Consider the following 13,571-nt stretch of genomic DNA (forward strand, 5'->3'; position numbering starts at 1 on the left):
GAGTGCCCGCGTGGGGCGGGGCCGCCCGCTGAATCCGGGCCCCCGGGGGGGGGCGGGGCCCCCCCCCCCCGCCCCCGCCACGTCCGTAAGCCTATCCGCCCTCGGGTGAAGGCTCACTCTCGTGGCGGCTCGAGCGGAGGTGTCGCGGTGGCCACGCCCGCGCATCTCGGCTGGTTCGCGGGCCTGTGCCCAGGTCCGCCGATGCTGGGCGGTCGACCTCGTGCCTTCCATGCCGCGTCGGCACTCGTGAATGTTTGCTAGACATTTGCCTGGGTAGAACCGGCACACGTCAGCCCTCAGTCCCGGAAGGCCCGATGCCATGGTTGTCAGGCTCGACCCCCGCCGCTTCCGCGCGCTGATCGGCGCGCGGTCACCGTCGGCGAATCCGGGGGCGGCATGATCGGCTACTACATCCATCACCACGGCTGCGGGCACCTGCTGCGAGCGCAATGTATTCGCGCGCACATCGATCAACCGGTCGTCGCGCTGTCCTCGTTGTCGCCGGCAAGCCACCAAGGCTTCGACGACACGGTGGAGTTGCCCGCAGGCGACCGGGCCGCGAGAGCCGACGACCCGACCGCGGGCGGGATGCTGCACTGGGTGCCACGCCGTGATCCCGGCCTCGCCGATCGGATGGCGGCGGTCGCCGCCTGGATCGCCGACACCCGCCCCGACGCCCTGGTGGTGGACGTGTCGGTGGAGGTGGCGCTGCTGGCCAGGCTGCACGGTGTGCCGGTCGTGGCGATGGCGCTGCCGGGTACCCGGACGGACCCGGCACATCAGATGCTGCACCGCATCGCCGAACGATTGATCGCGGCGTGGCCGCGCGGGCTCTACGACCCGTCGTGGCTGCACCCGTATGCCGACAAGACCCACTACGTCGGCGGCATCACCCGCTTCGCCGAGCGCGTGCCGGCCCGGGCGGTCCGCGGGGACGAGCGCCCTGTGGTCCTGGTACTGGCGGGAGCAGGTGGCGCACCGTTCACCGCAGCGATGGTTCGCGCGTGCGCGCAGCGCCACCGCCGATACCGGTGGCGCACTCTCGGATCGGGTGACTGGGTCGACGACCCGTGGCCGCAGCTGTGCGAGGCCGACGTGATCGTCTCGCACGCCGGTCAGAGCGCTGTCGCCGACATCGCCGCCGCGGGCAAACCGGCCATCCTGATCCCGGCGGAGCGCCCGTTCGGCGAGCAGCACGCGACCGGTCGCGCTCTGGCCGCCGCGGGCATGGCGCTCACCCTCGACCGCCGGCCGGACCTCGACGACTGGCCCGCGCTCCTGGAGCGGGCGCGGGCGCTGGATACGGATCGTTGGCGGTGGTGGCATACCCGGGGTGCGGCGGCACGAGCCGCGGCGGCTGTCAACGAGATCGACGCACGCGGCCTTTGTTCCGCGTCGTGAGAACCGCCGCGTCGTGAGAACCGCCGCCATCACCATCGCGGCCGGGAGTACGGCGCATGGTGCGGCTCGGCGCGGGACTCCCGACTCCGGCCCGACCACCACGTCGGGGTCGTCATGAGTTACCCGGCAGCACGTGCGCGGGCATCCGGCGCGCCGCGTACCGATGCGAGGGGGCGGTCGCCACTGTCGTCGTCGGCGCCGCGATCCGGGTGCGGAGACCCCGCTCGGGCAATAGCCGAGTTCTGGTGTTACTCGGCGTGAACCGCGTCCCCCGCAGAATAAGATGATGTTGTCACCTCGGGAGGTGAGCGGTCGGGACGTTGCGCTTCGATCGGCGGGATTCACGGTGAGACGCTGCAGGTAGGAGCATACTGACGCGATGAACGAATCGGGCGACCGAATCGTGGACACGGCTGAAGGAGCGGTAGCCCGGGTGGTCGGGGCGGGGACGCCCCAGACGACGGGAAGCTTCCGGTTCTGGTTCGCCGATCAGCGGTGGGAGTGGTCGGACGAAGTCGCCGCGATGCACGGCTACGCGCCCGACACGGTGACGCCGACGACGGAGTTGCTGCTCGCGCACAAACACCCCGAGGACCGGGATCATGTCGCCGAGGCGATCGAGAAGTCGGTTCGCAACGCCGAACCGTTCTGCAGCCGCCACCGCATCATCGACACCGCCGGTGCGCCGCACCACGTCATCGTGCTGGGCGACACGATGACCGACAAGGACGGCACCGTCGTCGGCACCGCGGGTTACTACGTGGACCTGACGGCCACGATCGCCGAGGAGCGGCAGGATCTCCTCGACGGCACCCTGCCGAAACTGTTCGAGGCACGCGCGCTGATCGAGCAGGCCAAGGGGGTGCTGATGCGGATCTACCGGATCAACGCCGACCAGGCCTTCCACGTCTTGCAGTGGCGTTCGCAGGAGACCAACGTCAAGTTGCGCGACTTGGCCGCCCAGCTCATCGCCGAGATCGACGACTTGCCCCCGGCTCCGCCATCGGTGCAGACCGCCTTCGACCACATGCTGCTGACTCTGCACGAGCGCGTCCCGAAGTCGTGATGTCGGATCGTCGGCACGACGCGATTCCGGCCTAGTGGCCGCGCAGCACGGCGCCGACCCCGTCGCGCAGGCCGGCCACGGCGTCGACCAGCGTGATCTCGGCCCCGATGGCCAACGCGGCCACCGGCAGGGCTTCGTCGGCGCGGCGCATCTCACCGGTCGAGCCGTTCGTGGCCGAGCCGATCACGAAGTTCGGCGCGGTACCGGCGAGCACCAAGCGGTCGCCCAGCGCCGTGCGGTCCAGCAGTAGCCGCTCCACGGTGGCGGCGCGCAACGCGGTCGTGGTCGCGGCCAGCCCGGCCACCGCCAGGCCGTCCGGGCGCTCGATCTCGGCGGTGAAGCGCTCGAGCACCCGACGGCGTCGCTGCGCCACCACGCGGTGCAGGATGTCGCGAACCTCCGCGTCGAGGGCCTTCGGGTCCGAAGCCGGTGTCAGCGTGCCGGATCGGGCCTCGATGACGTCCCGGCCCTTCGCGTCGAACGCCGCGCGCAGCTGCGCGCGAGCCCGAGCTTCTCCGGCGAGCACGACCACTTCCGCGTGCACGGTGTCGGCCAGCCGGTCCAGTTCGTGCGCGAACTGGCGAATGTCGCGATGCGCGGTGTCCTCGACGCGGTGGCGAATCGTACGACGAGACCGGTCGTCGCGCCGGAGCTCGGGCACCGGCTGGTCCAGGCACCGGAGGGATTCCTCCAGTTCGCTGCCATGACCGTCGAGCGAATAGAGTTCCGAGCCCACCCGGTCCACGAGTGCGACGACATGCGGGACCTTCTCGGCCTGCATCTCGATGAGGGGTAGCAGGTAGGGAAGGGGCGAAACCCGGACGGTCTCGGTGTCCGGTGGCCAAGGCAAGCGTTCGTCGGCGAGCACCTCGGTCTCGTCGGCGATGAGCAGCCTGCCGTAGCGCCCTCGCGCCGCTGGGTGCAGGGTGATCGCCTGGGCCAGCAGCCGCCGGATCCGTGGCCGGGCCCCGCTGCGGTCCAGCTCGGCGTCGATCGAGCGCCAATGCAGCTCGGACGGACCGCCCGCGCCCTCGGTGTCGTGGGAAGTGTCGAAACAGACCGATGCGAAGGGGCCGTGCTTCGAGAGTATCCGCCGGAGGTCCGCCATCGGTATCACCTGGTTTCCCTGGCCATGGACGCTCTCGCTCGGGAGCTTCGGCAAACGTCTAGCGTTCGCTCGGCCCGGGAAATTCGCGCTCGAGTGACTTCGTCGTGTGTCCCGAAGGCTTCGATTCGGCGAACCACAGTGGGTGAGTACCCCGGCGTGTCGTGCCGAATCAGGGCACCCGGATCTGCGGGCACGGTGTACGGAATCGTGATCATTCTGCTGTTTCGTTGTGCGCGAAGTGGTTTCGGCCAACTTTCCATCGGCTCGGAGCGCCGGTGGGTGAGGTTCGGGGGACGGTTGTGAGCGCCGCTCGCCGATGGGTGGTCACCACTCGGGATCAATCCGCGAGAGTTGGCCCCGCGACGCTGCCCGGTTCGGCAATCGTTCGGCCATTGAGGAGCGGCCACCTGCGAAAGGTGGGGTCGGCGCCGCAGGCCGCGGGCGCCGGCGAACTTCGCCGATCCGAACGCGGCCGACCGCGAGGAGGGCGGTCCGGCCGCCACGAAGCCGGGGATCGAGGAGTTCAACGCGGTCGGGGGCGGGCGCCTCGAGCCCGGCGCGGTGAGCGATTTTCGGCGTCCTGCTCTTTTTCGGTTTCGTGTAATAAAGCTGTTCTAATGTCCGTTTTTACTGTTCAGCGGGCCGCAATCACCCAAGCAACCGCTTGGTGTCCGGATCGTAAACCGAAAAGATCGGTTTGTTTCAGGTGGGCTGTGGTAAATGTGGAGGTATCGGATCGACAGCGCGGTCGTCCGATAAACGGGGCGAGGAACCCGCGCTGCTCGACGTTCAGCCGATTCGAAGCGCTCTGTCGCTGATTACCGGCGGCGCACGAACACGAGGGCTCTCCGCAAGAATGTGTACGACTACGTGCACCAGCGCAGAGGAACGTCATCGTGATCGAGAAGCCCGAAGCGCCCGTCGCCGCGGACGACGAAGAACGAGATCGGATCGTATGGCCCGACCCGAGCCCGCTCAGCGGCTGGTGGGCCGAAGTCATGGCCCATCGCCGGATCACCCGGCCACACACCTCCGCCGCGGACCCGCGGCACAACTGACCCGAACCGGCGGGTTCGTCCACCTTTCGCGACGTGCGGAGGGTACGCGTCGAACGCCGTGTGCGGGCCGGTATCGGCGGCCGCGGCATCGGCGCGTATTTGCGGGCTGTGCGCTGCTCTATAGCGCCGTAGTCCGAATACCGCCCGTGAAAGTGTTTGCGCCGCAGGGCCGGAAACGCCGCGCCGACGTGCCGGTGACGTAAATCGCTTGTCGTGGCATGCGCACGACAGCACGAGGGCCACAAAATTCGCTGAGCGCCTCTGCGACATACATCTTCGAGCCGTTCGAAATGGAAGGTTCGGTCGAGTTCCGCCGAATCGTCGAAGACGCCCGCCCCGAACGAGTCTCGCGAATTGCGGGGCTCGTTCGGTGTGCCGTCCACGTGGTTGCCTACTACCTTCCCGCCGAACCGTCGGCGCTCGTGTCTCGGAGCCCCAACAGGTTTGGCGTCTGCTTCAATGGGTGGTCAGAATCGGCCGAGGACACGGGGGCGTCATGTCCGGCACCAGAGCTGTCTCCTTCCGAGGAGTCGATGTGCTCGAAGACCTGCTGCGCTGGTTGGTGCGGCGACCGCCGCGCGGGGAGCGGATGCTGCCGATGGTGGGTCTCTGTGGTGACCTCACCAATGTCGAGGCATGCCTGGACATGTTCGGCTCGGCACTCGGCGGCGCGGTGCACGTGGCCGTGGACGTGGACGTCCTCGACCCCTTGCCGGAGGGCAGCTCGCTGGTCGAGGACACCACGCCGGGCCTGACCGTTTTGCGGCAACTGCTCTACAACATGTGCAAGGGGTTGTCGGCGGACCGCTTCGGGCGTCTGCGCCCATTGCCTTTCCGGCGCTACCGGTTGGCCGAATGGTTGATGGCGCGCAAACTGAGTTCCGACAACGAACTCGATGAACTGGCGTCGCTGTTGCGCAAGGACTTCGGCCGTTGGGGCGAGGAATTGCTGGGCGAAGCCCAGGCCACGGTGGGCACGGTACAACGAATCCTGTTGGGCGTTTTGCGTATCGTTCTGCCCACGGCGGTGTTCCGGGCGCGCACGGGCGGGCGGATTCCCGGCGTGGGACGTGAGTTCCGGTGGTTCATGCGCCAGCAGTATCTCGCGCCGGAACAGTCCAGCCAGTTCGTCGGATTCGCCCACCGTCTCACCGAGGGCGCCCGCCGCCAAGAGCACGCCGAGCATCTGGCCAAGCTGCTGGTGCATGCTTTTCTCGAAGACCTGCGGGTCGCCTACCGCCGTCGATGGTGGAGCATCGGCGCCGCACGGCGCACCACCTATCCGGTCGTGATCCTGCGCGCTCTCGACGGCGAAGCCGGTCCACGGCTGCTGGATCTGATCAACGACATCCGCAACGAGACCGGCAAGGACGACCCGCTGCTGGTGGTGGCAGGCACGCGGACAGCGCCGTCGGGCGTCACCGCGCGACCCGCATACCGGGTGCGGCGGTTGTACGAGATCTGGGTGGAGGAGTTGCCCGTCGCGCGGCAGCGGCAGCGCCCGCGGGCCTGGCAGTTGTGGTTCGCCGTGCCCGCGACCGGCTCCGACGACGACGAGGCGGACCCGTTCCGCCGGATCGAGGTCCCGGCGCCGCCGTGGTGGGCACGACGGGCGTTGTCGGCGAGCGTGGTGTTCCTGGTGGCGGTGCTGGCGGTGGCGGCGGGCGGGTTCGCGACCTGGCGGCCGTGGCACGCGGGGGAACCCGTGTGCGCCACCGGAACGGCCGTCGAGTGGGTGCGCGTCGTCCCCGGTACGGACGGCAACTGCGTCGGTTTCAGCGCATACGACCCGGACGATCCCGACTCCGGCGGGCGGGGCTTCCTGTTCGCGCGCGACGAACCGGGCAGTCGCCGCCTGGTGGAAGCACAGCGGCGGGTGTACAAGCAGAACCTGCTGGTCGAGCGGCTGGCCGCACAGCAGCCGGCGCGGCCGCTGTTCACCCTCGTCTATTTCGGTCAGTTGACCGGCGTTCCGGGCGATTACCCCGCGCAGAGCGAGGACATCGAGGGCTTGGCGCTGGCTCAGTACAACGCGCTCGAATCGGTCGCGTTGTCCGACGCCGTCACGCCCGACACGGTCCCGCTGATCCGGCTGCTGCTCGCGAATACCGGTCCGGCCAATCTGCAGGGTCTCCAAGTCGTCGAGCTGCTGACGCCGCTCATCGAGGCGGAGCCGAGCATCGTCGGCGCGATCGGGCTCGATCAGAGCCGGATCGCGACGCTGGGGATGATCAACTCGCTGACCGGCCTCGGCATTCTGATGGTGGCGCCCAGTTTGTCGGCCGACGAGATGGTGCTGTCCTCGCCGCTGTACTTCCAGATCGCCCCGCCGAACCACGCGATCGCCGACATGATCAAGCAGTACCTGAACTCCCTTCCCGGGCTGGCCGGGCGCGGCGTCCGGATCTACCATCGGCCCGACCCGACCGATCTCTACACCGAGAACATGGCTGCGGACCTGCACATCCTCGCGGCCGACGGCCGGGCGATCTGGGACGGCTCCTGGGACCAGCGTGATGCCTTCACCGGGTCGGACAACACCGACGCATGCGACGAGGTGCTGTTCTTCGCGGGCCGGGATTCGGAGTTCCCCGACTTCCTGCAGAGCCTCAACAAAGCGTGCGGCGACCAGCGGGTGATGCTGATCGCGGACGACTCGGTCAACCGGTTCATGGCCAGCGTGGACCGGCGCAGGGCGGCCAACAGTGCGCGCCCGCTGGTCTACGTGGCCAAAGCGAGCCTGGTGACCTGCCGGAACAAAGGCCAGGGATTCCGCAGCCGGGTCGAGTTCTACCACCTCGCCACCACCGTGGACCCGGACATCCCGAGCTGGAACGCCTGCGCCGAGGCGGACAAGCCGCTGGGCGAGCGCGTCCAGCTGCATCCGCTGGGGGAGCGGGTCGCGTTGGCCTACGACGCGGTCGGGTTGTTCGTACGGGCAGTACAAGCACTGGCCCCGGCCGTGTCCGGGGTCTGGACCGAGCCGATCCCGATCAGCGCGGCCGCGGTGTGGGCCGCCCTGCGTGACCTGCCCCGGCATCCGGTGATCGAGTCCAGCAGTGGCGTGCTGGACTTCTCGGTCAGTCAGGGCGCCCACGCCGGCCGGGTGGCGCACGACAAGTGGGTGGGCATGCTCAGCGTGGAGCAGATCTGGGATCCCTCGACCAACGCCGAACCCGTGATGATCTACGGCTGCGGCCGGGCGAGCGCCGAGGACACGGCGCGGTGTCGTCCCTACCCCCTCGGCGGCGGCTGAGCGGCCTGCGCCGCGTCCGGCTCCCGCATAGCGCTCAGCGGCTCGGCCAGCTCCTCGAGCGACCGCCCTTCCGCCCGTACGCCGTAGGCCAGTTCGACCAAACCCGCCGCGAACATGGCGAGCGCGCCGATGGTGAACGCCAAGGCGGTCTTCCCGAGGTCTCCGTCGGAGGACAATTCGGCGAACACCAACGGTCCCGCGACGCCGCCCGCGACGGTCCCGATCGCATAGAAGAAGGCGATGGCCATGGCGCGAGTCTCCATCGGGAAGATCTCGCTGACGGTCAAGTAGGCGGCGCTGGCGCCGCACGAGGCGACGAACAGCACGGCGGTCCAGCAGGCGGTGAGGGTCGTCGCGGTCAGGTGGCCGCCCGCGAAAAGCCATGCGGTGCCCAGCAACAGCACCGCCGATCCGAGGTAGCTGCCCGCGATCATCGGCTTGCGCCCGATCGTGTCGAACAGCTTGCCCAGCAGCAGCGGACCGAGGAAGTTGCCGAAACAGAGGACCGCGAAGTAGTAGCCGACCCGATCGTCCGGAATGCCGAACGATCTGGACAGGATGAGCGCGTAGTTGAACGTGATGGCGTTGTAGAGGAATGCCTGCCCGATGAACAGCGACAACCCGAGGACACTGCGCCGTGGATAGTGCCGCACCATCACTGCCGCGATCTCCCGGAAGGAGATGGTGCGCCGCTGCTTGATCCGGATCTGTTGATCGGAGACATCCGCGAGCGCCGTGCCGGTGTCGGCCCGGACCTCCTCCTCGATCGCGGCGACGGTTTGTTCGGCTCGGTCCTCGCGTCCGTGGATGAACATCCAGCGGGGGCTCTCCGGGACATGCCTGCGCACCAGCAGGATGACCAGACCGAACACGGCGCCGAGCGCGAAGGTCAACCGCCAGCCCACATTCGGCGGGAACAGATCGGTGTTGAGCGCGATGATGGACAGCAACGCGCCGCCGACGGCACCGAGCCAGTAGGTGCCGTTGATGACGATGTCGATGCGTCCGCGGTATTTCTTCGGGATCAACTCGTCGACGGCGGAATTGATCGCCGCGTATTCGCCGCCGATGCCGAAACCGGTGAGGAAGCGGAAGAAGACGAACCACCACATCGAGAACGACAGGGCTGTCATCGCGGTCGCGAAAAGGTACACCGCGAGGGTGATCAGGAACAGCTTCTTCCGGCCGAATCGGTCGGTCAGCCAACCGAAGAAGAGCGCGCCGGAGCCGGCGCCCGCGACGTACAGGGCCGCGGCGAGGCCGGAAACCTGTGCGGCCGTGATGTTCAGGCCACTGTCCGGTTCCGACAATCTACTGGCCACACTGCCGACGACGGTCACCTCGAGCCCGTCGAGGATCCAGACCGATCCCAGCCCGATCACGACCATCCAGTGCCACTTCGACCACGTCAAGCGGTCCAGCCGGGCGGGGATGTCGGTTGATATGGTCCGCACGGATCACCACCTTCAGAAGACTGAGGTTCGTTTACCCCGAGCCGCCGCGACCAACCGCCGTGGTCGGCTAGGCTCGCACAGCGACTGAAACATGTTCTAGAAAGTGGCCCGCCGATGAAGACGATCTATGCGCTGTGGGGCGTTGGCGACCTGCTGACCGCCGATCCGGTGTCTCGCCTGTCCGGTGCAGGCGCGGTGCAGGCGAACATCTCGGACGCGGCGGTCGAGATGGCGATGCTGCGGATCACGACGTTCGACGCGCCGGTGCAGGCCGTCGTCAGCGTCTGGTGGGCGGGAACACCGCAGCCGGAGGCGGCCGAGCGGGCGCTCGGCGCCGTGGCGGAGCGGGTAGCCGGCTGGCACGTCGAGGAGGCGACGCCGATTCCGCCGCCGGTCACCGCATTACACGAGCGGGCGCCGGGATTGTCGAACATCGCTTTCCTGCGCGAACCGGATGACCTGTCACACACCGAATGGCTGGATCGCTGGCGTAACCATCACACCGCGATCGCCATCGAGACCCAGGCGACGTTCGGCTACGTGCAGAATCTGGTGACGGGGCCCGCCACGGCCGGTGCGCCGGAGATCGCCGGGATCGTGGAGGAGCTGTTCCCGATCGAGGCCCTCACCGATCCGCACGCCTTCTATGGCAGCGGCGGCGACGCGGCGGAGCTGGCCCGCCGAGTCGACCGCCTGATGGCCAGCGTCGCGACTTTCGGCGGCGACCGGAACCTGGATGTGGTGCCCACCAGTCGATACCGGTTGCGCTGAGTGGTTCAGCGGCCGGGGGAGCGTCCCGCCGATTCGCGCAGCGCCGCTAGTGCGGCGCGCACCGCGGGATGATCGCCCGCGCCGCGGCGATAGGCCAGATGCGTGCGCCGTCGCGTCGGCAGGGCGCCGAGTACGACGCCCGCGGGACATTCCCGGGTGCCGAATTCCGGCACCAAGGCGACGCCCTGACTCGCGGCCACGAGCGCGAGGACCGTGCCGAAGTCGTCGGCGTGGTGCCGGATCCTGGGTGTGAAGCCGGCCGCTTCGCAGGCGCGTACGGTCATCGTGTGGCACAGCGTGCCGGGAGTGCTCGCGATCCAGGGGCTTTCACGGTGCGCCGACAGCGAGTCGGTGGAACGTGCCGCGAGGTAGACGATCTCCTCGAACAGCGGCTCGCTGTGCAGGGCCGGATCGGCGGAAACCGGCACGTAGTCGTACTCCTGGATCAGCGCGACATCCAGTGTCCCCGCACGCAGCGCGTCGGGCGCCAGCGCCGGATCCAGTTCGGTGACCCGCAGTTCCAGTCTGGGATGCGCGCTGCTCAGCGTGACGAGCGCGGGAGAGAGGATGGTCCGCACGGCGGTGGGGAACGCGCCGATGCGCAGCGTCCCGGTCAGTTCGGCGCGAGTCGCGGCCAGATCGGCGGTGGCCTGCTCGAGCACCGCGAGGATTCGCTCGGTGTGCTGGACGAGAACCACGGCCGCCGGGGTGAGCCGGACGCGCCGCCCGGTTCGCGCCAGCAACGGCACACCGGCCTCCCGTTCCAGCGCGGTGAGTTGCTGGGAGACCGCCGAGGGGGTGTAAGCGAGGGCTTCCGCGACCGCGGCGATGGTTTCGCGACGCGCCAGTTCGCGCAGCAAGCTCAGCTTGCGGACATCAAGCATCAGTTCACCTTATGGTCTGCGACAGAAATGTGAACTGGATCTGATGGTTCGGTCCGTTCAGGCTTGTCCCTATGACGCTCGCAGGTCTCTTCGTCCCCTTGGTCACGCCGTTCTCCGCCGACGGCGCGCTGGCCGCCGACGCGCTGGAGCAGCTCGCCCGCGAGGTCCTCGACGACGGCGCGACCGGCATAGTCGCGCTCGGCACCACCGGTGAACCCGCGACCCTGACGGCCGCGGAACGCGCGCAGGTGGTCGCCGTCTGCGGGCGCGTCTGCCGGGAACGCGACGCGCCGCTGATCGTGGGAGTGGGATCGAACTCGACGGCGGCTTCCGTCGAAGCGCTCGCCGGCCTCGACCCCCACTGCACCGCGGCGCTCACCGTGGTCCCGTACTACACGCGTCCGTCCGAGGCGGGGGTGCTCGCGCATTTTCGCGAACTCGCCGCAGCCGGTCCCGTGCCGCTGGTCGTCTACCACATCCCGTACCGGACCGGCCTGTCCCTCGGGTTCGACACCTTGCTCGCGCTCGCCGAAATACCCGGGGTCATCGGGGTGAAGCACGCGGTCGGGGCCATCGATGACGTCACCATTGCGTTCATGAGCGCCCGGCCCGCGGACTTCGCGGTGCTGGCCGGTGACGACCTGTTCGCCGCACCGATGCTGGCCCTCGGCGCGGACGGCGCGATCGCGGCTTCGGCAGCCGTGCACACCTCGTCGTTCGCCGCGCTGGTCGGCGCGTGGCGCACCGGTCCGCTCGACGCGGCTCGATCGCTGGGCCACCGGCTCGCGACGCTGTCGGCCGCGCTGTTCGCCGAACCCAATCCCGCGGTGATCAAAGCGGTGCTCGCGGCGCAGGGTCGCATACCGAGCCCTGCGGTCCGATTGCCTCTGCTACCTGCGAGCGAGGGCGCGACGCGGGCCGCGTTGACCGCGCTCGCCGAATTCTCGGCACAAGGAACCGCCATCGACTGGTGTTGTGGCCCCGGAGATGCCACGCTCAAGCGGTGACACAACCTCCGGATACCCAGGCGGCTGGGCCCGACCCGACGACCGACAAACTCGACGCGGCCGTCTTCAAGATCGCGGGCGTCGTCGTGCTCGGCGCGATCATGTCGATTCTCGACATCACCGTCGTCAGCGTCGCGATCCCGACCTTCCAGCGGGAGTTCGACACCAGCTACGCCATCGCGGCGTGGACGATGACCGGCTACACACTCGCGCTGGCCACCGTGATCCCGCTGACCGGGTGGGCGGCCGACCGCTTCGGCACCAAGCGGCTCTACATCATGGCCCTCGTCTTCTTCGTGCTCGGCTCGCTGCTGTGCAGCACGGCGTGGAACATCGAGTCGCTGATCGCGTTCCGCGTGATCCAGGGTCTCGGCGGCGGCATGCTGATGCCGCTGGGCATGACGATCATGACCCACGCCTCGGGCCCGCATCGGGTCGGCCGGGTGATGGCGGTACTCGGCGTGCCGATGCTGCTCGGCCCGATCGGCGGCCCGATCCTGGGCGGTTGGCTGATCGAGAACTTCAGCTGGCACTGGATCTTCCTGATCAACCTGCCGATCGGCGTGGTCGCCCTGGTGCTCGCGGTCGTCGTGCTGCCGGGTGACAAGCCGGAGCCGTCGGAGTCGTTCGACTTCATCGGCATGCTGCTGGCCTCGCCCGGCCTCGCGCTGTTCCTGTTCGGCGTCTCCTCCATCCCGGAGGAGGGGACGGTGATCGCGGGGAAAGTGCTGATCCCGGCCGCTATCGGCGTGCTGCTGATGACGGCGTTCGTGTTCCACGCGCTGCGCACCGAGCACCCGCTGATCGATTTGCACCTGTTCGGCAACCGCGCGCTCACCTTCGCGGTGCTCACGATGGTGCTGTTCGCCGTCGCGTTCTTCGGGGCGGGCCTGCTGCTGCCGACCTACTTGCAGCAGGTGCGCGGTGAGTCGGCGCTGCAGGCGGGTCTGCTGCTCGCGCCGCAGGGCATCGGCGCGATGCTCAGCATGCCGGTCGCGGGCCGTTTCGTGGACAAGATCGGCCCCGGCAAGATCGTGCTCATCGGTATCGCGCTGATCTCGATCGGGACGGCCTACTTCGTCCAGCTCGACGCGGACAGCTCGTATCTCCCCATGATCGGCGCCCTGTTCGTCATGGGCCTCGGCATGGGCTGCACGATGATGCCGATCATGACCGCGGCGATCCAGACGCTGACCCACCAGCAGGTGGCCCGGGGGTCGACCCTGATGAACATCGTCAACCAGACCGCGGGCTCCATCGGCACGGCCACCATGTCGGTGGTGCTGACCAACCTGCTGAACAACGAGCCGCTCGCCCGTCCGGCGATCGCGGCGAACTTCGATCCGGCGCTGGCGAGCCAGCTTCCGCCGGGCACAGTGGAAACCGGCCTGCAGCAGGCCGCGCACGCGTTCAGCCAGACCTATGTGGTGGCGCTGGTGTTGATCGTGCTGACCTTGGTCCCGGCGTTCTTCCTGCCGCGCACCAAGCCGAAGAACCCGGAGGCGGCCGACGCGGTGACCGTGGTCCACGCGTAGCTGTAGGTGTCCCGGGATCGCCCTTCTGCCA

At 68.6% G+C, this 13,571-nt stretch carries 10 protein-coding genes; 7 read left to right on the top strand and 3 right to left on the bottom strand.

What is annotated here, in order from left to right; all coding sequences use genetic code 11:
• Window positions 1–396 precede the first annotated feature (396 nt).
• Both M8859_RS11755 and M8859_RS11760 read left to right on the top strand, forming a co-directional pair.
• Window positions 397–1,401, top strand: a complete 1,005-nt coding sequence (locus M8859_RS11755; protein ID WP_195070680.1) for a glycosyltransferase — start codon at window positions 397–399, stop codon at window positions 1,399–1,401.
• Window positions 1,402–1,780: 379 nt separating this feature from the next.
• Entirely contained in the window at window positions 1,781–2,467 is a 687-nt protein-coding gene (locus M8859_RS11760) for a PAS and ANTAR domain-containing protein (protein ID WP_159926726.1), read from the top strand.
• Between the two features lie 31 nt (window positions 2,468–2,498).
• Here the strand turns inward: M8859_RS11760 and M8859_RS11765 are convergent, their stop codons facing one another.
• Complete coding sequence (locus M8859_RS11765) at window positions 2,499–3,575, bottom strand: baeRF2 domain-containing protein (protein WP_195070679.1); 1,077 nt, start codon at window positions 3,573–3,575, stop codon at window positions 2,499–2,501.
• 896 nt (window positions 3,576–4,471) lie between these two features.
• Here M8859_RS11765 and M8859_RS11770 point away from each other — a divergent pair.
• On the top strand, window positions 4,472–4,633 hold the full coding sequence (locus M8859_RS11770; RefSeq protein WP_159926730.1) for a hypothetical protein: 162 nt from the start codon (window positions 4,472–4,474) through the stop codon (window positions 4,631–4,633).
• A gap of 496 nt (window positions 4,634–5,129) precedes the next feature.
• Window positions 5,130–7,889, top strand: a complete 2,760-nt coding sequence (locus M8859_RS11775; protein ID WP_249644216.1) for a hypothetical protein — start codon at window positions 5,130–5,132, stop codon at window positions 7,887–7,889.
• Here the strand turns inward: M8859_RS11775 and M8859_RS11780 are convergent.
• Window positions 7,868–9,343 (bottom strand): MFS transporter, encoded by a 1,476-nt coding sequence (locus M8859_RS11780; RefSeq protein ID WP_201295276.1) that lies wholly within the window; start codon window positions 9,341–9,343, stop codon window positions 7,868–7,870. The genes M8859_RS11775 and M8859_RS11780 overlap by 22 nt on opposite strands.
• 114 nt (window positions 9,344–9,457) lie before the next feature.
• On the opposite strand from M8859_RS11780, the gene M8859_RS11785 reads away from it, so the two are divergent.
• Complete coding sequence (locus M8859_RS11785; RefSeq protein WP_159926734.1) at window positions 9,458–10,114, top strand: EthD domain-containing protein; 657 nt, start codon at window positions 9,458–9,460, stop codon at window positions 10,112–10,114.
• A 5-nt stretch (window positions 10,115–10,119) separates the two neighbouring features.
• Here the strand turns inward: M8859_RS11785 and M8859_RS11790 are convergent, their stop codons facing one another.
• A complete protein-coding gene (locus tag M8859_RS11790) occupies window positions 10,120–10,998 on the bottom strand; it encodes a LysR family transcriptional regulator (protein WP_159926736.1) in 879 nt (292 codons plus the stop codon).
• A 71-nt stretch (window positions 10,999–11,069) separates the two neighbouring features.
• On the opposite strand from M8859_RS11790, the gene dapA reads away from it, so the two are divergent.
• Window positions 11,070–12,005, top strand: a complete 936-nt coding sequence (gene dapA / locus M8859_RS11795; protein WP_195139816.1) for a 4-hydroxy-tetrahydrodipicolinate synthase — start codon at window positions 11,070–11,072, stop codon at window positions 12,003–12,005.
• Complete coding sequence (locus M8859_RS11800) at window positions 12,002–13,540, top strand: DHA2 family efflux MFS transporter permease subunit (RefSeq protein WP_159926740.1); 1,539 nt, start codon at window positions 12,002–12,004, stop codon at window positions 13,538–13,540. Before dapA ends, M8859_RS11800 begins: the two co-directional genes overlap by 4 nt.
• Window positions 13,541–13,571 lie beyond the last annotated feature (31 nt).

The organism is Nocardia sputi, from assembly GCF_023501985.1.

Excerpts from the sequence above, each read along its gene's own strand:
- M8859_RS11755 (WP_195070680.1), top strand. The coding sequence starts at position 397 with ATGATCGGCTACTACATCCATCACCACGGCTGCGGGCACCTGCTGCGA.
- M8859_RS11760 (WP_159926726.1), top strand. The coding sequence starts at position 1,781 with ATGAACGAATCGGGCGACCGAATCGTGGACACGGCTGAAGGAGCGGTA.
- M8859_RS11765 (WP_195070679.1), bottom strand. The coding sequence starts at position 3,575 with ATGGCGGACCTCCGGCGGATACTCTCGAAGCACGGCCCCTTCGCATCG.
- M8859_RS11775 (WP_249644216.1), top strand. The coding sequence starts at position 5,130 with ATGTCCGGCACCAGAGCTGTCTCCTTCCGAGGAGTCGATGTGCTCGAA.
- M8859_RS11785 (WP_159926734.1), top strand. The coding sequence starts at position 9,458 with ATGAAGACGATCTATGCGCTGTGGGGCGTTGGCGACCTGCTGACCGCC.
- M8859_RS11790 (WP_159926736.1), bottom strand. The coding sequence starts at position 10,998 with ATGCTTGATGTCCGCAAGCTGAGCTTGCTGCGCGAACTGGCGCGTCGC.
- dapA (WP_195139816.1), top strand. The coding sequence starts at position 11,070 with ATGACGCTCGCAGGTCTCTTCGTCCCCTTGGTCACGCCGTTCTCCGCC.